At 50.6% G+C, this 20,040-nt stretch carries 23 protein-coding genes; all 23 read left to right on the forward strand.

All coding sequences use genetic code 11. The features are described from left to right. Positions 1-147: 147 nt before the first annotated feature. The 23 genes from MWG26_RS08195 (at position 148) to MWG26_RS08305 (ending at position 19,886) form a co-directional block, all read left to right on the forward strand. Positions 148-1,005, forward strand: coding sequence for a DUF5685 family protein (locus MWG26_RS08195; protein ID WP_025655526.1), 858 nt, complete (start codon positions 148-150; stop codon positions 1,003-1,005). After that, positions 986-1,657, forward strand: a complete 672-nt coding sequence (locus MWG26_RS08200) for a J domain-containing protein (protein WP_025655527.1) — start codon at positions 986-988, stop codon at positions 1,655-1,657. Before MWG26_RS08195 ends, MWG26_RS08200 begins: the two co-directional genes overlap by 20 nt. Beyond that, complete coding sequence (locus MWG26_RS08205) at positions 1,648-2,178, forward strand: hypothetical protein (RefSeq protein WP_025655528.1); 531 nt, start codon at positions 1,648-1,650, stop codon at positions 2,176-2,178. The genes MWG26_RS08200 and MWG26_RS08205 overlap by 10 nt, the downstream gene beginning before the upstream one ends. Before the next feature lie 157 nt (positions 2,179-2,335). Continuing rightward, positions 2,336-2,932 carry an RNA polymerase sigma factor gene (locus tag MWG26_RS08210; protein WP_117440941.1) on the forward strand — a complete coding sequence of 199 codons (597 nt, stop codon included), beginning with the start codon at positions 2,336-2,338 and terminating at the stop codon, positions 2,930-2,932. Continuing rightward, a complete protein-coding gene (locus MWG26_RS08215) occupies positions 2,925-3,677 on the forward strand; it encodes a hypothetical protein (RefSeq protein ID WP_025655529.1) in 753 nt (250 codons plus the stop codon). The genes MWG26_RS08210 and MWG26_RS08215 overlap by 8 nt, the downstream gene beginning before the upstream one ends. Next, positions 3,665-4,567, forward strand: a complete 903-nt coding sequence (locus tag MWG26_RS08220; RefSeq protein ID WP_117440940.1) for an ABC transporter ATP-binding protein — start codon at positions 3,665-3,667, stop codon at positions 4,565-4,567. The genes MWG26_RS08215 and MWG26_RS08220 overlap by 13 nt, the downstream gene beginning before the upstream one ends. Beyond that, the gene (locus MWG26_RS08225) at positions 4,536-5,654 is read left to right on the forward strand and encodes an ABC transporter permease subunit (protein ID WP_044926703.1); all 1,119 of its coding nucleotides are present in this window, start codon (positions 4,536-4,538) and stop codon (positions 5,652-5,654) included. The genes MWG26_RS08220 and MWG26_RS08225 overlap by 32 nt, the downstream gene beginning before the upstream one ends. A gap of 159 nt (positions 5,655-5,813) precedes the next feature. After that, on the forward strand, positions 5,814-6,512 hold the full coding sequence (locus MWG26_RS08230) for a response regulator transcription factor (protein WP_025655530.1): 699 nt from the start codon (positions 5,814-5,816) through the stop codon (positions 6,510-6,512). A 102-nt stretch (positions 6,513-6,614) separates the two neighbouring features. Beyond that, positions 6,615-7,541, forward strand: coding sequence for an ABC transporter ATP-binding protein (locus tag MWG26_RS08235; protein WP_025655531.1), 927 nt, complete (start codon positions 6,615-6,617; stop codon positions 7,539-7,541). After that, on the forward strand, positions 7,535-8,311 hold the full coding sequence (locus tag MWG26_RS08240; RefSeq protein ID WP_025655532.1) for an ABC transporter permease: 777 nt from the start codon (positions 7,535-7,537) through the stop codon (positions 8,309-8,311). Before MWG26_RS08235 ends, MWG26_RS08240 begins: the two co-directional genes overlap by 7 nt. A gap of 21 nt (positions 8,312-8,332) precedes the next feature. Further along, positions 8,333-9,253: a sensor histidine kinase gene (locus tag MWG26_RS08245; protein WP_025655533.1), complete on the forward strand. Its 921-nt coding sequence runs from the start codon at positions 8,333-8,335 to the stop codon at positions 9,251-9,253. A 129-nt stretch (positions 9,254-9,382) separates the two neighbouring features. Continuing rightward, positions 9,383-10,327, forward strand: coding sequence for a DMT family transporter (locus MWG26_RS08250; RefSeq protein ID WP_330587719.1), 945 nt, complete (start codon positions 9,383-9,385; stop codon positions 10,325-10,327). Between the two features lie 4 nt (positions 10,328-10,331). Continuing rightward, positions 10,332-11,273, forward strand: coding sequence for a tRNA dihydrouridine synthase (locus MWG26_RS08255; RefSeq protein ID WP_025655535.1), 942 nt, complete (start codon positions 10,332-10,334; stop codon positions 11,271-11,273). Positions 11,274-11,285: 12 nt separating this feature from the next. Then, positions 11,286-11,855 (forward strand): YkgJ family cysteine cluster protein, encoded by a 570-nt coding sequence (locus MWG26_RS08260; RefSeq protein ID WP_240285667.1) that lies wholly within the window; start codon positions 11,286-11,288, stop codon positions 11,853-11,855. Positions 11,856-11,906: 51 nt separating this feature from the next. Then, the gene (locus tag MWG26_RS08265; RefSeq protein ID WP_330639533.1) at positions 11,907-13,280 is read left to right on the forward strand and encodes a ParB/RepB/Spo0J family partition protein; all 1,374 of its coding nucleotides are present in this window, start codon (positions 11,907-11,909) and stop codon (positions 13,278-13,280) included. Positions 13,281-13,589: 309 nt separating this feature from the next. Beyond that, positions 13,590-13,946, forward strand: a complete 357-nt coding sequence (locus MWG26_RS08270) for a DUF7768 domain-containing protein (protein ID WP_009901612.1) — start codon at positions 13,590-13,592, stop codon at positions 13,944-13,946. Next, positions 13,933-15,018 (forward strand): DNA cytosine methyltransferase, encoded by a 1,086-nt coding sequence (locus tag MWG26_RS08275; RefSeq protein WP_117440938.1) that lies wholly within the window; start codon positions 13,933-13,935, stop codon positions 15,016-15,018. The genes MWG26_RS08270 and MWG26_RS08275 overlap by 14 nt, the downstream gene beginning before the upstream one ends. After that, on the forward strand, positions 14,981-15,736 hold the full coding sequence (locus tag MWG26_RS08280; RefSeq protein WP_244062713.1) for an antirestriction protein ArdA: 756 nt from the start codon (positions 14,981-14,983) through the stop codon (positions 15,734-15,736). Before MWG26_RS08275 ends, MWG26_RS08280 begins: the two co-directional genes overlap by 38 nt. Before the next feature lie 14 nt (positions 15,737-15,750). Beyond that, positions 15,751-16,800, forward strand: a complete 1,050-nt coding sequence (locus MWG26_RS08285; RefSeq protein ID WP_117440936.1) for a hypothetical protein — start codon at positions 15,751-15,753, stop codon at positions 16,798-16,800. Positions 16,801-16,891: 91 nt separating this feature from the next. After that, entirely contained in the window at positions 16,892-17,362 is a 471-nt protein-coding gene (locus MWG26_RS08290) for a PcfB family protein (RefSeq protein WP_015567070.1), read from the forward strand. Beyond that, positions 17,359-19,182 (forward strand): VirD4-like conjugal transfer protein, CD1115 family, encoded by a 1,824-nt coding sequence (locus MWG26_RS08295; RefSeq protein WP_021425361.1) that lies wholly within the window; start codon positions 17,359-17,361, stop codon positions 19,180-19,182. Before MWG26_RS08290 ends, MWG26_RS08295 begins: the two co-directional genes overlap by 4 nt. A gap of 90 nt (positions 19,183-19,272) precedes the next feature. Continuing rightward, positions 19,273-19,413, forward strand: coding sequence for a Maff2 family mobile element protein (locus MWG26_RS08300; RefSeq protein ID WP_015567069.1), 141 nt, complete (start codon positions 19,273-19,275; stop codon positions 19,411-19,413). Between the two features lie 290 nt (positions 19,414-19,703). Continuing rightward, entirely contained in the window at positions 19,704-19,886 is a 183-nt protein-coding gene (locus MWG26_RS08305; RefSeq protein WP_227077043.1) for a phosphotransferase, read from the forward strand. Positions 19,887-20,040: the final 154 nt, after the last annotated feature.

Here is a 20,040-nt window from a genome sequence, read left to right on the forward strand (position 1 = left end):
CCTTCATGGAGCGTCCTCCACCCCGAAAAAAACTACGTCCCTAAATCCCGAAAAATATCTTTGCAATGAGAAATTTTGATGTTATAATAGCATACATATGCAGCAAAAAGGAGAAAATGTATCAGGGATACATTACTTGTGCGGACTATGTTTGGTTATGTAACGATATGTGAGCCTGAACTCAAGGTAAAAGATTTAAGGAAATATAGAGCATATTACTGTGGACTGTGCCGGACGCTGAAGGAGCGCTTCGGGGGCCTGGGACAGCTGACCCTGACCTATGACATGACGTTCGCGGTTATTTTGCTGACTTCATTATATGAGAGTGAAACCAGATTCTCCAGCCATCGCTGCAAGGTTCATCCAGTGAAAAAGCAGAATATGCTGCAGAATGAAATGACAGAATATGCGGCGGATATGAACGTGCTCCTGGCCTATTACCATCAGAAGGACGATTGGGAGGATGAGAAGAAGATAAGCGGTTTTGCGGGGTATCATGCCCTTAAGGGCAGGGCGCAGAAGGTGGTAAAGAAGTATCCGAGACAGAGCCGTGTGATAGAGGAAGAACTGAAAAATCTTGCAGACTTTGAAAAAGAGGCGACGCAGGATATCGACAAGACTGCCGGGTGTTTCGGCAGGCTGATGGCAGAGATGTTTGTGTTCCGGGAAGACCTGTGGGAGGGAAGGCTCCGCAAGATGGCCTTTTACCTTGGAAAATTTATCTATATCATGGACGCATACGAAGACTTGGAGAAGGATAAGAAGGCCGGATGCTACAACCCCCTGAAGGAACTGAGCCGGAGGGAGGACTATGAGGAGCGGTGCAAGGAACTTCTCTGTATGATGATCGCAGAATGCAGCGCGCAGTTTGAACTGCTTCCCTGTTTATTAGATGTAGACATTTTGCGGAATATATTATATGATGGTGTGTGGACCCGTTATCGTAAGATGCAGGAACAAAAGAAGAAAAGTGAGGATAATCAGAATGACAAAGAATCCATATGATGTGCTGGGAGTTTCTCAGAATGCATCGGATGATGACATAAAAAAAGCATACAGGGATCTGACCAGAAAATATCATCCGGATGCCAACGTGAATAATCCGCTGGCTGACCTGGCGGAGGAGAAGTTCAAGGAAGTGCAGGAAGCCTATGATGTGATCATGAAAGAGCGGGAGCAGGGCGGCGGCTATACAGGCTATGGTTCCGGCAGCAGCTCCGGCGGTTATGGCTACGGCTATGGCGGTTCGGCAGGCGGTTACCAGCAGAGCAGCGGGCCCCAGAATGCAGAGATGCAGGCTGCCGTCAATTATATCAATTCGAGGCGCTACCAGGAAGCTGTCAATCTTCTGAACCGTATGCCGCAGCGGGATGCACAATGGTATTATCTGAGTGCGGCGGCTAACATGGGTATGGGCAATAACGTGCTGGCAAAGGATCATGCGGGCCAGGCCGTGAACCTGGACCCAGGTAATCCGCAGTACCGCCAGTTGTTAAACCAGCTTGAGTGGAACAGCCAGAGGTATCAGAACAATCCTTACGGAGGCGGATACGGGGGCGGCAGCCAGTCCTGCGGTACGGGAAACCTGTGCTGTGACCTGTGGTGTGCGGATAGCTTATGTGAATGTATGGGAGGAGATCTTTGTTCATGCATGTAAAGGCTAAGAAAATGGCTTTTGGAGGACTGCTGCTGGCTTTGACAATTGTATGTATGGTGCTGGGCAGCGTGATAGAATCTAATACCTTATTTCTTCTGGCGGCGGCATCCTATTTCGTGGGTATAATTATCCGTGAGACGGGAATGCGGACAGGGGCGGCCTTCTATATCGCGGCGGTGCTGCTCGGATTTATCGTGGCGCCGAATAAGATTTATGTCGTATCCTTTGCGGCCATGGGCTTTTATATACTTGCGGTGGAACAGGCGTTTGTGATGCTGGGCCGGACTAAGGCCAGGGTAAACAGAAAGGCGTTGTTCTGGGCGATTAAGTATATCATTTTTAATATTTTATATATTCCTGCGCTGATCGTGTTCCAGCAGCTTTTGTTCGGCAGGAATCTTTCCCCGGCATGGATGGCAGGGCTGATTGCCGCAGGGCAGGCAGGGCTTTGGATTTATGACAGGGCATATGATTATGTGCAGAGACATATATGGAATAAGCTGCGAAAACGGCTTTTTTAGGTATGATAAAATTAAAAAAAGAGATGAGTATTCATTCCCGGTATGGCAGAAAAGTACATATCGGGGATTTTTTTGCTTATTTTAAATCCTTTTGGTTATAAACAGGATTATATAGAGAGTAAGACGTTTTACAAAAAGAGAAAGGGGGAAGCGTTTTGTGGAGGACAGGGAACTGATCAGGCGGATTCAGAATGGGCAGAAGGAATATCTGAATGAAATTGCTAAAAAATATTATGATGACATTTACTATTTCTGCTGTTATCAGACCGGCAGCCGGGAAGACGCCTATGATCTGGCGCAGGAGACGTTTCTCCGCTTTATACGGTACGCAGAGCAGTACAGGTACAGAAATCTGAAAGGCTATCTGCTGACGATTGCCATGAATCTGTGCAGGAGATATTTTCACGAGACAGGGCGGACGCGCCTGGTTACGGAAACTGTGGGAAATATCGAGGGGAATGTGGCGGGATCCGGCAGGGCAGCAGCCGGGGATAAACCTGCATTGGAGGGGCCGGAAACGGATACTACCGTACAGGCCATGGAGGCGCTTGAGCAGAGCCGGCTGCTGGCGGAAGCGCTTCTGAAGATTCCGGATATACAGCGTGAGGCAGTCCTTCTGCATCACTTTTATGGCTATAAAAACCGTGAGATTGCCCGCATGACCGGGGCATCCTGTGCAGCGGTAAAGTCCAGGGTTAATCAGGGACTCGGCAAGCTGCAGGAGCTTTTGGCGAAGGAGGATTTTTATGGATAGACGAACGGAATGGGAATCCTGGAGATTTCCGCTGGATGTAAAAAGAAAGAAGGAAAGTCTGGGGAAGATTGGCCAGGCTGTGGAAAAAAAGCAGATCCGCAAGTATCCGTCTCTGGCGGCAAATATCCGAAGCCAGTTTAAGTTTCAGTCGTGGAAGTACTGGGCTTTGCAGGGCGGGATACTTGTGGCAGCCATGGCGCTGGTTCTATATCTCAGCAGAGTAGAAGCAGACGGAGAGGGAGCCATCTCTGTCTGCGCTGTATTTCTGGTGTTTGCCGGCAATATTGGGTTGAGCGGCCTGGGCCGGCTTTTCTCACGGAATATGGCTGAACTGGAACAGACGCTGTATCTGAACCTGAAACAGATGGTATGTATCCAGATGCTGTTTGGCGGGGCCGCAGATCTTCTTGTATTAGGAATGATTGTGGGTATTGCAGGCGGACAAAATGAAGCCGGTGCCGGAGCCTGTCTTTTGTATATGCTGGTTCCTTTTCTGTGGTCAGACTTACTGTATCTGTATATGTTGACCGCATTCCGGAGTATTTGGCCTGGTTTTTGGCAGGTTTCGGCGGGATTGATCGGCGGACTGCTTGCGCTTATCCCGGTGTTCCTGAAAGATGCCTATAAGGCGGTATATTTGCCGGTATGGGGAGTTCTGGCGGCTGCAGGCTGTCTGCTGCTGGCGGCGGAAATTCTCTATATGTTGGAAAAGATAGAAAGAGGGGAAGGATTATGCCTGAATTAATATTAGACAGGGTGACAAAACAGTTTAAAAATAAGATTGCAGTGGATAAAGTATCGCTTCGGTTAAAGTCAGGAGTATACGGATTTCTGGGGGCTAATGGTGCGGGGAAGACCACGCTGCTTCGAATGCTCTGCGGCGTCCTCAGGCCCACTTCGGGTGATATACTATGCAATGGTGTACCGATACGGGTTCTGGACGGCGAGTACCGTTGCATGCTGGGGTACCTGCCCCAGGATTTTGGCTATTATCCGGATTTTACGGCAAAGCGGTATCTGGAATATCTGGCCGCATGCAAAGCGGTTCCAAAAGAGATCGCCGGAGAGAAGGTACAGGAAGTATTGGAACTGGTTGGACTGAAAAAAGAGCAAAAGCAGAAAATCCGAACGTTTTCAGGAGGAATGATCCGAAGGCTGGGGATTGCCCAGGCTCTTTTAAATGAGCCGGAAATTCTGATTTTAGATGAGCCTACATCCGGCCTGGACCCCAAAGAAAGAATCCGGTTCCGCAACATTATCAGCGCGTTGTCCAAAAGCCGGATTGTAGTTCTGTCCACCCATATTGTCTCCGACGTAGAGTTCATAGCGGATGAAATTCTTCTTATGAAGGCAGGATGTATTGTAGAACAGGGATCACCGGGGGCGGTGACGGAGAGCGTGAAAGGCCGGGTATGGGAATATCGGGCGGATGAAGCAGAGGCGCTGCGGATGAATGCGGCGTTTTCGGTCAGCAACCTAAGAAATGAAGGGGACAGGATCTATCTCCGGCTTGTCTCAGAAACTTGTCCCTGCGAGGGAGCAGTGCCGGTACAACCCGGGCTGGAGGATGTGTATATGTATTACTTTGAGGAGGCGTCGGATCATGTGGGAAATCTGGAAAAAAGAGATATATAAAATTGCATCCCGGAAAGTAATCTGGTGCGGTGTGCTTTTACTCCTTGCCTTTGTAACCTTCCGTCTTTACGCTGAACAGAAAGACTATTCTGTAACCATTGACGGACAAAGTTATTATGGAAAAGAGGCCATTGAAAAGGACCGGGAGCTGACAGCAGAGTATGCAGGAATCCTGACACTGGAAAAGGTGCAGGAAATCTATGATAAATACGGATTCTATTATTATGATGATAAAACAGAAAGCAATGCAGGAAACTTCTGCAGCAAATTTGTAACAGAGCAGATGACGAATTATAACCAGACCAGCGGGAATGATCCGTCCCAAATCCAGTTTTACGAGGGCGAAGAGTGGGAACAAAACGCAGAGCCGCTCCTGAAAGAAAATCTTCAGTTTGACTATTTCTATGGCTGGCAGGATTTCCAGGAAATTTACGGTATGATGGGCATCCTGTTATTATATGTAATCCTTATCATCGGGCTTTCTCCAGTATTTGCGGAGGAATATACACTGCGGACTGCGGACATCCTTCTGTCCACACAGCGGGGAAAAAAGAGCTGTATCTGTCTGAAGATTGCAGCAGCGCTTTCCTTTACCGCCATGGTATACCTCATGGTAACGGCATATATCTGGTTCATTTATCTGCTCGTATACGGCACACAGGGTTTGGATGCCTCAGCCGTCCTGGCGGGAGCCAGCTTTTTCGGTTATGGCCCCGGCAGCATCGGGGGATTCCTTCTGTCCATGTCGGCCCTGGGCCTGGCCGGAGGGCTCCTGCTGACCGGATGTGTCCTGGCAGCCTCTTCTCTGTGCAGAAATTCCTTCCTAACCGTAGTCGTTTCACTATCCCTCTATCTGACACCCGTAGTCTGGCTCAAAGTCTTTGCCCCTATGTGGATACTAGGATACAGCCTGACCCGTGCGGTAAACCACTTCATGGCATCTATGCCCTTCTACCTCCCCATGAACTGGAGCTTTGGATTCACCGCCGCCCAGATCCGATGGCATCTGCTAACCGCACTGGCCGTCGCCGTCTCCTGCCTGATCCTGGCCTACCAAAAATACCGAACCTACCAGGGCAGAAAATAACAGAGCCCGCAAATTAGGAAGATACCTTACAACAGTCAATTTTCAATCACACGCTTCCCTCATTTGTGTAAGTGACAACCCCAGATTCCCATTCCAAATCCCCCTCTTTATTTCCAGAGTTTTTTCGTGTACAATAAGACGGTATGGAGGTGAGAAGAGATGGACAGGCACAAGATTTTAATTGTGGAAGATGACACCGACATCAACCGCTTACTGCAGCGGATTCTGGTGCAGGACGGTTATGATACGATCCAGGCATTTTCAGGTACAGAAGCGAAACTGCTGCTTGGACTGGAGACACCTGACTTAATATTGCTCGATCTGATGCTGCCGGGTATGAGCGGAGAGGAGCTTATTACATCCGTAAGAGGGGAGATGAATCTGGACCTGCCAATTCTGGTGCTCTCGGCCCGGGCAGGCCTGGAGACAAAAGTAGAGGCCCTCAAAGGCGGCGCGGACGATTATCTGACCAAGCCTTTCGAACCGGAGGAGGTCCTGGCAAGAGTGTATGCTGCCCTCAGGCGTTATAAGATAGAAGCCGGGAAGACAGAGAAGGATACGGAGGTATACAGGTATAAGAAGCTGAGCCTCCACCCAGACTCCCGTAAAGCGGAGATTGAGGGACAGGAGCTGTCCCTGACTATGCATGAATATGATATTCTGTATCTTCTGATTAAGGACCCCGAAAAAGTGTACTCAAGGGAGAACCTTTATGAGCAGGTATGGAAGGGCGGTTATTACGGGGAGGATAACACGGTAAACGTCCATATCAGTAATCTGCGCAGAAAGATTGCGGCAGCCGATCCGGAGGATGAGTACATTCGGACAGTCTGGGGAATAGGTTTTAAAATGGCATAAACTTTACGATTTCTTTAAACTTTCTTGAGGACTTATTAAAGACCACCGAGCTACAATAACTTACGTCAAGAGGCAATCACATTAAGGAAGGAACAGAGAAGTATGAAAGAGCATGTCATAGAAGCCAGAAGCGTTACAAAAAAATACAAAGATGTTACGGCTCTCAGAGACGTTGATATTACAGTCAAACGCGGAGATATTTATGGCCTGATCGGCGACAACGGGGCGGGCAAGACTACATTTTTAAAACTGCTGACCGGACAGATCTATACATCAGGCGGCGAACTGAAACTATTCGGGGCTTATTCCGAAAAGGAACTGGAACAGAACAGGAAACGTACCGGAGCGATCGTAGAATCGCCGGGATTTTATCCAAAACTTACGGTAGAAAAGAATCTGGAGTATTACCGGATTCAGAAGGGGATACCGGGAAAGAACCAGACTGAGGAAGCCCTGAAGGCAGTGGGGCTCTGGGACAAGAGAAAAAAAAAGTGCGCGGCGTTGTCCATGGGGATGAAACAGAGACTGGGGCTTGCCATCGCACTGCTCGGTGAGCCGGAGTTATTGATCCTGGATGAGCCGATCAACGGACTGGATCCCAGCGGCATCATAGAGATGAGAAACCTTCTGTTAAGGCTGAATCAGGAAAAGAATATTACAATCATCATATCCAGCCATATACTTTCGGAGCTGGAACAAATTGCAACTGTTTACGGCTTTTTAAGCCAGGGCTGGCTGCTTCGTGAACTGACAGCGGAGCAGCTGCACGAACACTGTGCCGGTTATTTGGAGATCAAAGTAAGTGATCCAGAACGCTACGCAGCGCTATTGGAGAAAGAGATGGACGGCGTGCAGTACAAAGTAATGCCGGACTTACAGATACGGATACAGAACCCGCAGCTTCCGGTGGAAGCATACAGCGGTCTGGCATCCGGACATGGGGTCAGTATCATGAGGCTGGAGCAGAAGCAGAAGTCGCTGGAAGAGTATTATATGGAATTAAAGGAGAGGGGGAGACTGTCATGTTAAATTATTTGAAGAGTGAATTTTACAGGATTCTGCATGGAAGAGAGATCTATTCGGCAACGGCCGCGCTGGCCGGCCTGACTGTGCTGATGAATCTGGTTCTCTTTGCCTTTGACAGGCTGACTCCGGATTTTCCATATGCAACGGTGACATTTTCTTTGAACATGATGACGGGCAGTATGCCGATGCTGCTTATGGCCGGCCTGATCATCGTTCTCTTTTTGTTTTCGGACGAATATAAGAATGGTACTCTGAAAAATACAATTTCATACGGTATTTCCCGCAATGCATTTTTTACCGGAAAATGTATTGCATGTGCAGTGGCAGCTTTTTTGAGTATGCTTGTGGTCCTCGCCGTTTATATCGGCAGTGCATATCTGCTTTTGAATGCAGAAGGCAGTATGCCAGTCAGACAGCTGCTGACAGGTACAGCCGTGAATCTGCCGGCTGCATTTGCTTCGGTTATTCTGGCATCGGCTCTATGCTGCCGTTTTAAGAAAGAAACAGCGGTTGTTCTCTGGTGGCTGGGAATCATATGGTGGCTGCCCATGGTCTGTTTTTTTCTGGGCCTGAAGATAGAATCTATTGAAAGAATTTCTGAATGGATGCCCTGGAATTACCTGAAATATGAGGTATCCGTTAATATGTCAGGCTACAGCTGCCTTTGGGATACGCCGGAAGGAGTAGCCAAATGCCTGATAGCAGGCTCCATCGGGATACTGGTATTCTATGTGGCAGGTATCTTGGTCTTTCACAAAAGAGAGATCAATTAGATCTGGGAGGTGCATGTAGAAATGGTATATATGTTATTAGCAGGCGCATGTCTTGCGGCGGTATATTTCTGCATGCGTTTACTGCTTCTGAAACGCGCAGTCCGGCTGGCAGCAGGGGAACTGCGTGAGATTACCGGAGATCTGGAAGAAAACAGGGTGGTAAAGCTGGCAGTGCCCCAGAGGGAACTGGAGGAACTTCTGGAGGAGATTAACCGGAACCTGGCAGAGATCCGGAAAGTAAAAATCCGCTATAGGAATAAGGAACGGGAATTGTTGAATCAAATTGAGAATATCAGCCATGACCTCCGTACGCCGCTTACGGCTATCATCGGGTTTTTGGAGCTGATCGACAGGGACTCTCTGGACGTTGAGGACAGAGAGTCCCTGGATGTGGTTAAGAAGAAAGCCCTGGCGCTGAAAAAGCTGACCGCACAGTTTTATGATCTGTCCAGGCTGGCTGCGGAGGACTACCAGCTGAAATTGAAGAAAACGGATTTAGGCAGGATATTGCGGGAGGCGGTTCTGGATTCCTATCAGGAACTGAAGTTAAGGAATCTGAATGTCAATGTGGACATTCCAGATACTCCGGTTTTTGTAAGGGGGAATGAGGAAGCGCTGGAGCGGATCTTCCAGAATCTGCTGCAAAATGCGGGACGTTACGCTGTAAGCGTCTTTTTCGTAAGTCTGACTATTGAGTCCGGCAACATATTTGTCCGGATGGTAAACGATACGGATATGGCGGATCAACAGGACGCAGATTCTCTGTTTGAAAGATTTTATACAGGGGACAGCGCGAGAAAGCAGGGAAGTACGGGCCTGGGCCTTCCCATAGCAAAGCACCTGGCGGAGGCGATGGGCGGAAGGCTGCATGCCGGCTTGAAAGAAGCAGAAGAAAAAAACTGGCTGTCACTATCCCTGGAAATTCCTGGATTGAAGATATAATACAAGCAAAATTACGGAAAGTATAGTATAACTAACAATAGGATATCCAAAAAAGATCGTGAGGTAGGACATTATGGAAAAGAAAATGCAATGGCGCCATGGGTGCGGAAAGCAGGAAGGAGGGGATGCATGATGCAAAAGATAAATGGAGCCGGACATATAGCAGCGTTATTTACAATTATTGTGTGGGGGACAACGTTTATTTCTACAAAGGTGCTGCTCAGGGATTTTCAGCCTGTAGAAATCCTGGTGATACGGTTTGTAATCGGCTATCTCCTTCTGCTGGCTGCTAAACCGGGCTGGGTGAGGCTGAAAGAAAAGAAACAGGAGTGGCTGTTTGCCGGAGCTGGTTTATGTGGCATCTGCCTGTACTTTCTGATGGAAAATATAGCATTGACTTATACACTTGCATCGAATGTAGGAGTCATCATCTCGGCGGCTCCTTTTTTTACGGCCATTTTGACGCATATTTTTATGAAAGAAGAGGGCAGGCTGCGGCTGTCGTTCTTTTTGGGGTTCGGAGTTGCGATTGGCGGAATCTGTATGATCAGCTTTAGCGGTCAGGATTTTGCGGTGAATCCGACGGGGGATCTGCTGGCCCTGGCGGCCGCCTTTGTGTGGGCCTGCTACTCCGTGCTGACGAAGAAGATCAGCAGCTATGGGTATCCGATGATCCAGACAACCAGGCACATCTTCGGGTATGGGATTCTCTTTATGATCCCGGCCGCTTTTGCGTTTGACTTTCACTTGGGAATCACAAGGTTTCTGGAGCCTGTCAACCTGCTGAATATTCTCTTTTTGGGAGCAGGGGCATCGGCAGTCTGCTTTGTGACATGGAATTTTGCCGTTCAGGTACTGGGAGCTGTGCGGACTAGTGTTTACATCTATGTGGTACCAGTGGTGACGATTGTCACATCTGTGCTGATCCTTCATGAGCAGCTGACCGGGATGGCGGCAGCCGGAGCAGTGCTTACACTTCTGGGACTGATTATTTCGGAAGGGAAAATAGAGCTGAAAGTCTTATTTACCACTAGAAAACAGGATGCTATACTAAAAAGAGAAAAGGAAAATTAGGAACATGAAATTTTATTTGGCGCCTTTGGAAGGGATTACCGGGTATGTATACCGTAATGCCTATCATAAATATTTCGGAGAGATGGATAAGTATTTTATTCCTTTTATCAGCCCCAATCAATTCGGGCATTTAAGTTCAAAAGAGAAGAATGATATCCTTCCGGAACACAATGAGGGAATGGAAGCGGTTCCCCAGATCCTGACGAACTCGGCGGAAGATTTTATCAGAACAGCCGGGAAGCTGAAAAAGTATGGATACAAAGAGGTGAATTTGAACCTGGGGTGCCCTTCGAAGACGGTTGTATCAAAGGGGCGGGGCTCCGGTTTCCTGGCATTTCCGGATAGGCTGGATCGATTTTTAGGGGAGATATTTGCATACACGGATATGGGAATATCGATTAAGACAAGGATTGGTAAGGATAGTTCCTGTGACTTTAAGGAACTTCTGGATATTTATAATCAGTATCCGATAAAGGAACTGATCATCCATCCAAGACTGCAGTCGGATATGTATAAGAACACACCCAACTGGCAGGTTTTTGGGGAGGCACTGGACAGATGTGAGTGTCCTGTGTGTTATAATGGAGATATTTTTACCGTTCAGGACTTCAAGCGGTTTGCAGAAGCATTTCCGGAAGCAGGATGTGTCATGCTGGGACGCGGCATTCTTTCCAATCCTGGGCTGGTCAATTCCATTCGGGGAAGAGGAGCGATGGATAAGGAGACGCTGCGTGCTTTCCATGACCAGATATACCGGGATTATCAGGAGATTCTGTATGGGGAGAAGACAATTTTATTTAAGATGAAAGAACTTTGGTTTTATATGGCCTCTGTATTTACCAATTACGCGAAGTACGCGAAGAAGATTAAAAAATCAGAAAGGCTGGCAGTGTATGAAAGTGCAGTGGCAGCTCTGTTTGATGAGCAGGATATTTTTACAGGATAAGGAGATGCGGATATGGAAAGATATGTCAGACTTGAAGAAATCTCGGACGGAAGGCTTTACGGGCCGAATGATATGGTGCGTGCCGACTGCGGGGGATGCGAGGGATGCCCTGCGTCGTGCTGCCGGGGGATGGGGAATACCATTGTCCTGGATCCGCTGGATGTATTCCGTATGACGACTGCTCTGGGTGCGAAGTTTGAGGAGCTGCTGATAGACAAAATAGAGCTGAATGTGGCAGACGGACTGATTCTGCCGAACTTGAAGATGGATGGGGAGGGAGAAAGCTGTGTTTTTCTGAACAGCCAGGGAAGATGCAGTATCCACGATGCAAGACCAGGGATATGCAGGATTTTTCCTCTGGGAAGATATTATGAAGACAGAGACTTTCGGTATTTTTTGCAGACTCATGAGTGTTTGAAGGAAAACCGTGCAAAAATAAAGGTTGCAACGGTGTACAAAGGGAACATAATAAAAAACTTAATAATGGACTGCCAATCTTACACAAAGTACCGCCCAAACGAGACTACGGGCGGTATTTTTGTATCATGGCGGAGAAAGGAGGAACTTCCCACGGGGGCTTGACTGAAAAGTTGAGCCCCTTTTTTCATGCCAAAAAACAGGAGGTAAATGCTTATGGCAGATGATAAAACCACAAAAACGCCGGAACAGCCGGTAACGGATAGCGGGCCGGGCAAGGAAACGCCTCCCGCTCCCCCAAAAGAGCCGGGGAAGGTTTCTGTTTCCCCGGAGCCGGAAAAAAAGACGGAACCAGAGGTAAAGAACCCACAGGTTTCTGTCTATAACTTCGCTGAAATTATGAAGGAAAAGAAAGTCGAGGAACGGGCGGCAGCTCCCGGCGTGGAAAAGCCTGACCCGGCAAAAGCGGAGAAACCGGAAAAGCAGCCGGAGGCTCCGAAAAAAGCAGAGGAAAAACCCAAAGAGCCGGAACAGCCGAAGCGCCGGGGCCGTCCCCCGAAAGCAGATAAGGACAAGGACGCAGCCCCGAAGTCCAAAGCTCCCGCACAGAAACCGGAAAAGGCGGTCAAAAAGGAACCGGAGAAAAAAACGGCTCCAACGATACAGGCCGCTCCCGCTCCGAAAGGACCCGAAAAGCCAAAGGATGCTCCACGCCGGGGCAAGGAGCAGATCGTCTATATCAAGCTGAACGAACTCCACGCCTTCAAGAACCATCCCTTTGAAGTCCGGGATGATGAAGAAATGCAGGCTATGGTGTCCAGCGTCAAGGACAAGGGCGTGACCCAGCCCGCTATTGTCCGTCCCCGTGAGGATGGCGGCTATGAGATCGTGTCCGGCCACCGCCGCCAGAAAGCCAGCGAGCTTGCCGGGTATGCGGATATGCCCTGTATCGTCCGAAACCTGACGGACGATGAAGCCATCACGCAGATGGTCGAGGACAATCTCAACCAGCGTGAAGAAATCCTCCCCAGTGAGCGGGCCAAAGCCTTGAAAATGCAGCTTGAGGCTATCAAGCACCAGGGCTCCCGCACTTCGGGCCAGATTGACCCGAAGGACGCAGGCAAACGCTCCAACGAGATTGTGGCCGAGCGCAATAAGATGGCGGTCAAGCAGGTGCAGCGGTATATCCGGCTCAATGAACTGGTTCCCGACCTGATGAAGCTGATGGATGAAAAAAAGCTGGGCTTTACTACGGCGGTGGAGCTTTCCTATATCGGCAAGAAGAACCAGAACTATATCGCCGTAGCCATTGACAGCCAGCAGTCCTCTCCTTCGCAGGCGCAGGCAAAGCGTATGCGTGAGCTGGACGAAAAGAAGCTGCTCAACGGGGATGTGATCGACGGCATTATGATGGAGGACAAAAAGGAGGTAGACAAAGTGATTTTGACAGGTGCGGAACTGAGCAAATATTTCGGCAAGGAAACTACGCCGAGGGAAATGAAGGACCAGATCATCAAGTTGCTGGACGACTGGAAGGGACAGCAGAAGGAACACGAAAAGCCGGAGAAGAAAAACGAACAGGAAAAGTAAGCCCAAACTTCGGGTCAGCATGGCCCGAGGATTGCGGGGTTCTGCCCCGCGCCCCGAAGCTCTGGAGATATAAATGATTCCCCGTCGCCAGTTATTCCGTAGCATAGCCGGGAAAATCAGTCAAGGGCAGCGCCGCCGCAGGCGGTGCCGGAGGCACCCTTGACGGATTTCTCCCGGTTATGCTTTTTCCCGGTCAAGCGACGGGGATATAAATTCTCCAGAGCCGTTCCCCTTCCCGGGGGAAGGGGCGGAGGGGTTGGGCGAACTCTTGCTTTTCCCTAAACCTAAACAGAAATGGAGGCTCAACCAATGAAACGACCTTTAGCGTACCTGACCGCCGCATGGAGCGGCGAGCCGGATGTTGATATGGAGCTGGCGGCCCACTACTGCCGTCTTGCTTATGAGGCGGGCTTTTCCCCGATCTGCCCGCTCTTGTATCTGCCGTTGTTTTTGAATGACAGCGTTCCCGAGGAACATAAGGCCGGGATCGATATGCGCCGGGATATGCTGCGGCGCTCCCATACCCTGATCGTCTGCGGTAGCGTTGTGGACGAGGATGTAAAAAACGATATTGCGGTTGCCGGACGGCTGGGCATTGCGGCGACAACGCTGGAAGGGGTGCTTGCCGTGAAGGGACACGGCACCCCGGGCCATGCCGGACATTAAGCTGGGGAGCCTTTTTGACGGGATCGGCGTGTTCCCTCTGGCTGCTTCCCGGTGCGGTATCCGTCCGGTATGGGCCAGCGAGATTGAAAAAGCGCCCATCTCCATAACCAAAAGGCACTTTCCCGATATGGCGCATTTGGGAGATATTACGAAGGTGGACGGCGGGAAAATCCCGCCGGTCCATGTGATAACCTTCGGCTCTCCCTGTCAGAACCTTTCTCTGATCGGCAACCGCTCCGGCCTTGCCGGGGCAAAATCAAGCCTGTTCTATCAGGCGTTTCGTATCATACAGGAAATGAGGGATGCTACTGATAACCTATATCCAGCTATCGCTGTTTGGGAAAACGTCATGGGAGCGTTTTCTACAAATGACCGGATGGACTTTAGAGCCGTCTTATCCGCCTTCTCGGACACCGAAGTTCCAATGCCTCCTCCGGGAAGATGGGGAAACGCCGGAATGGTGCGAGGGGGAACGCCTGATGTGTGCTGGCGGCTCATGGACGCCCAGTATTGGGCAGGCTCCCGAAGGCTGGCACGAAGGCAGCGGATTTTCGTCGTGGCGGATTTTGGAGGCAGACGTGCCGCAGACATACTATTTAAGCCCCGTCCAATGCTCCCACTTCCTCCGCCTTGCGGAGAGGGCGGGCGGGCCGCCGCCGAAGGAGATCGAACAGCTTCTTTTGAAACAGGGCGGCAGATACCAGTCATCCACCCCTTTCAGTGCTTCCGTATGCGGGGAGCGGCAAAAAGGCAGGAAGAAACGGCCTTCCGAAACAGCTTCGGATTACCAACTGACCCTTTTCCCACTCTTTTAGCCAGTGATGTAACGCCCTTTGCCTTCTGGTATGAGGGCGACCCGGAGGGCGGCTGTATCCGTTTTCTGACGGAAACAGAAAGTGAACGGCTGATGGGGCTGCCGGAGGGCTGGACAAAGTACGGGGCGGACGGCATGGAGATCCGGCCTCTGCAACGCTACAAGGCGCTGGGAAATGCGATTGCCCTCCCTTGTGCCGATTACATTATGGCCGGGATCTATGAGGTGCTGGCTGACCGGGCCGGAAAGGAGGAATAAGCCCATGTTTGAAGCCTATATAACCAATACAGCCCTGTACCCCTTAATGGGGATTGAGGTAGGGACAACGGTACATTTCCCCACGACGACACAGGAGTTGCAGGCCGCCCTTGCCAAAATCGGGATAGATGGGAAACGGTACAGCGAAGTGTTCTTTACCAGCTTTGACAGCGATGTGCTGGGGCTCTACGATCATCTCTACGAATGTGAGAACATCGACGAGCTGAACGAGCTGGGCCACGCCCTGCTGGAAGTACGGGATAAGGGCGGACTGGAAACCTTTGAATCCGCTCTTATCTTGGAAAACCACACAAGGAGCGTGAAGGATTTGATAAACCTGACACAGAACCTTGACCTTTACCGCTTTTACCCGGATATTTCTGATGATGAAGGGCTGGGCCGTCTTTACGCCGACGAGCTTGGGACTATCGACATACCGGAGCACATTCAGAACTACTTCGATTATGAGGCATACGGGCGGGATGTGCGTATCAACGAAGGCGGCGTATTCGCTCCCGGTGGGTATGTGTCGGCAGTCCCGGAGGGCTTCAAGGAGTATTACCACGGATCGCAGGACATCCCGCCGGAACACCGGATATTTGCCTATCCCGAAAAGGCCGAGCCTGTCCACTCCATTCTCGCCGCACTCAAACGATTTCAAGAGGCTCCGCCCGCTCCGAAAAAGGACAAGGCGGGGCCTTCCCATGAAGAACGGTAAGACTTCGGGCCAGCATGGCCCGAAGCATGAAGGAGGTGCATACCATCAACTATTACCCTATCAATGAAGGGACCGCCCGCCGGGCAAAAGAAATGAACAGCTTTTCCGACTACAAGGAAGGGAGCGCAACGGCGGAATACCGGGCAATGGTGGACAAGGCCACCGCCATAGCGGAACAGCAGAAATCCCGGGTGGACCCCATGTACCATGAGAAGATCGACCATCTGCTGGACACCTACGCCCGCAAGCTGGCCGAAAACATGAACCAGGGCTTTGCCATTGACGCAAGGGTTCCCTCTGTGATGATCGCCGGACCTGCCAATTTCCCGGTGGGAAAAAAGGAAAAGCAAAACCGGGCCCGGAACAGCAACATGGAAGAATGGCGGTATATTCAAGGGCTGCTGGATAAGATACGCAGTACCGGCATGGGCGGGATCAGCGCCGATGACCCGGCAGCGATCGAAAAGCTCCAGAAGAAGCTGGACGGGCTGGAACGCTCCCAGCTCATTATGAAGGAGGTCAACGCCTATTACCGCAAGCATGGCAAGCTGGACGGCTGTGCGCTGCTGTCGCCGGACCAGATCGAAAAGCTGAAAGCAAGCATAGCGTCAAGCTGGCGAAGCGACCCGAGGCCCTTTGAAAGCTACCAGCTTACCAACAACAATGCGGAGATCCGCCGGGTAAAGGCCCGTATCGAACAGCTTTCCAAACAGGCACAGCGGGAGTTTTCCGGCTGGGAGTTCGACGGGGGCCGTGTGGAGATGAACCGGGAGGACAACCGCTTGCAGGTATTCTTTGATGGAAAGCCTGACGCGGATACCCGGGCCGAGCTGAAAAGCAGCGGCTTTCGCTGGGCTCCCAGCGTAGGCGCATGGCAGAGGCAGCTCACGGACAACGCCATCCGGGCGGCTGACCGACTGGAATGTATCAAGCCGCTGTCCGGCGAAAAGCCCTCCCAGCTTCAAAAGAAGCCCTCTATCTTACAGACCATGCGGGAACAGGGCGAAAAAGTCCAGACGGAGCCGGAAAAGAAAGCTCCGTCCGGCAGGGATGCCGAGCGGTAAACCTCGGGCCACATTGGCCCGAGGTTTTCTGTTCCCCGAGATTGTACGGGGGCCTCCCGGATAGCGGGAACCCCGACGGAAAGGAGGTTTTATGCAGGAAGAAGTAAACCAAAAAACGGTTGCCCTTTCGATCAGGACAACGAAGCTCACGGGAAAAGTGCTGGCTGCCGCTCTTGGGAAGGTAGCGCGGGCGCTGCAAAAGCACCACCGGAAGGCGCTGACCCCGCAGGGACGCCAGAGCGTAAAAAAGCTGATGAACCACTATGGCGGCAAAAGTGCCATGCCCTATGTAGGAGCTCCAAAGGATTTTGACCGGATTGCGAAGGAGTTCCATGTGGACTACGCTTTCCATAAAGTGAGCCCCGGTCATTACCTGCTGTTTTTCAAGGCTAATCAGGCGGACGCTATCACGGCGGCCTTCCAGAAGTACAGCGCAAAGGTGCTGAACAAAGAGCAGGACAAGGCTTCCATCCTCGGCCAGCTTCGGAAATTCACGGAGCAGATCAGGACACAGGCAAAGGAAAAGCAGCGGACCAGAGAGGCGGTGAAGGACGGACGTTGAGTGACAAGATCAGAAAATATGTGCTCCCAAACCTGCCGTACCTCTTTGTGTTCTGGTTCTTCTCCAAAATCGGGACGGCCTACCGGATCGCCCCCGGCACAGACTTCGGGACAAAGCTCATGGGGATGCTCGATACCTTCCCCAAAGCCTTTGAAACCTACTGGCCGGGGCTTGGCGGTATTGACCTGCTGGTGGGCCTTGCCGGTGCGGCTGGGGTGTATCTGCTGATACAGTCAAAGATCAGGCAGGCGAAAAAATTCCGGCGGGATGCAGAGTACGGCACCGCCCGCTTTGGAACAAAGGAGGATATAAAGCCGTTTGTTGACCCTAAATTTCAGAACAATGTCATTCTGACCGGGACGGAGTTCCTGACCATGAACACCCGTCCGAAGATACCCGCCAATGCCCGGAACCTGAACGCCTGTGTCATCGGCTCGTCCGGTTCGGGCAAGACAAGGTTCTGGCTGACCCCGCAGCTCCTTCAAGCCCATTCCTCGTATGTGGTGGTAGACCCGAAGGGCGGCACCCTCGACCAGTGCGGGCGGTTTCTGCAACGGGAGAAATACAGGGTGCGGGTGTTCAACAGTATCGACTTTTCAAAATCCATGCACTACAATCCGCTGGCCTATATTAAGACGGAAAGCGATGTTTTGAAATTTGTTACCGCCCTGATCGCCAACACCAAAGGCGACGGCAAGGAGGGCGACGAGTTCTGGACCAAAGCCGAAACCCTTTTGTACTGCGCCCTTGTGGCTTACATCGTGTTTGAGGGGCCGGAGGAAGAACGCAACATGAATACGCTGGTGGAAATGATAAACAGCATGGAAGTCCGGGAGGATGACGAAACCTTCAAAAACGCGGTGGACTATATGTTTGACGGGCTGGAACGCCGCAGCCCCCAGCACTTCGCCGTGAGGCAGTATAAGAAATACAAGCTCGCCAGCGGAAAAACCGCCAAGAGCATATTGATTTCCTGCGGTGCAAGGCTGGCTCCCTTTGACATTCCACAGCTCCGGGAGATCATGTCCTATGACGAGCTGGAGCTTGATAAGCTGGGGGACGAAAAATCGGCGCTGTTCTTTCTTATCAGCGACACGGACACCACCTACAACTTTTTGGTTGCCCTCGCTTTTTCGCAGATGTTCAACCTTCTGTGTGAACGGGCTGACAACACCTATGGCGGGCGTCTGCCCTACCATGTGCGGGTGCTGTGGGACGAGGCTGCCAACACCGGGCAGGTGCCGGGGCTGGAAAAGATTGTGGCCGTCATTCGCTCCCGGGAGATCAGCCTGACGCTCTTTTATCAGGCTATGAGCCAGTGCAAGGCATTGTACAAAGACCATTCCGAAACCATCATGGGAAACATGGACAGCATCGTGTTCCTCGGAGGCCGGGAGGCTTCCACCCTAAAGGATATTTCGGAAAACTGGCTGGGCAAGGCCACCATCTCCATGCAGACCGAGGGCCGAAGCCGTGGACAGTCTGAAAGTTACAGCCAGAATATGCAGCGGCTTGGCCGGGAGCTGATGACCACCAGCGAGATCACCACCATGCCCGGGGATAAATGTATCTTGCAGCTTAGGGGGCTCCCGCCCTTCCTGTCCCCGAAGTATGACTTGAAAAAGCACCCGAATTACAAGTACACAGCCGAATTTGATAAAAAGAAAAATGCCTTCCGCTTGGAAAGCCTGTTCCGCCACCGGCCATTGAGACTAAAGCCGGAGGACGAATACACGGTGTACGAAGTGGATGGCTCCGACACGGACGAAGAAGCTGACCTGTTGAATTTCGATGATCTGGACAGCGACGAGTTTGTGTAACTTCGGGCCATGATGACCCGAGGCGCCGCCGATGTGGGCGGCTTTTTTTTGTACCCAAAACCATCAAACAAACAAAATGGAGGAACGTATATGGAATTTTTCAATCAGGCAATCGACATTCTTAAAATTCTGGTCATGGCTCTTGGCGCTGGTCTGGCGGTATGGGGCGTCATCAACCTTCTGGAAGGTTACGGGTCGGACAACCCTGCGGCAAATGCTCATGTACGGTAAGGAAGCAAGCAACCGAAAACAAGAGATAGACCGCCAGCACTACACTATTCCGAACCAAAGACCAAAAGATAAGCATTGTGGGAAAATCTAAACTTTTGGATTTTCCTACAATGCCGACTACGGCGGAATCCTTCCCACTCCTTATATCTTTATTTCCGTATACATTGAATTTGTATTTAGTAAATGCTATAATGTCCCTATTCAAATTATAAATGTGTTGAATTAGTTACATGTACATATTTTTTGTGCCGCATAAATACCCTGTTGAGGTTGTCGTTCTTTGTCCAGATGTGGAAACAATAAAAGGAAGGGAACGATACAGGGAGAAAACAGGCTATTCCGGCTTTACGGTTGAAACCTTATACGATACATTTATGCAGACAACACCACGGATCGGCTTTTGGCTGGACAATTCCAACCAAACACCACAGCAGACAGCAGAAACCATTCTGAACGCCAGAAAGTCGGTATGATTGTTACATATAAGGGGAAGAAAAATTTCTTTTAGGTACTTTCTTTCCTAAAACTAATGTGATATAATAGCATCATTCCAAAAAAGGAGTAAAAAATATGCGGCAAGGTATTCTTAAATAAAACTATAATCAAATAGTGGGAACAAAGGATTAT

Origin of the sequence: Faecalicatena contorta, assembly GCF_022835095.1 — a bacterium.
GTDB classification, from domain to species: Bacteria; Bacillota; Clostridia; order Lachnospirales; family Lachnospiraceae; genus Faecalicatena; species Faecalicatena contorta.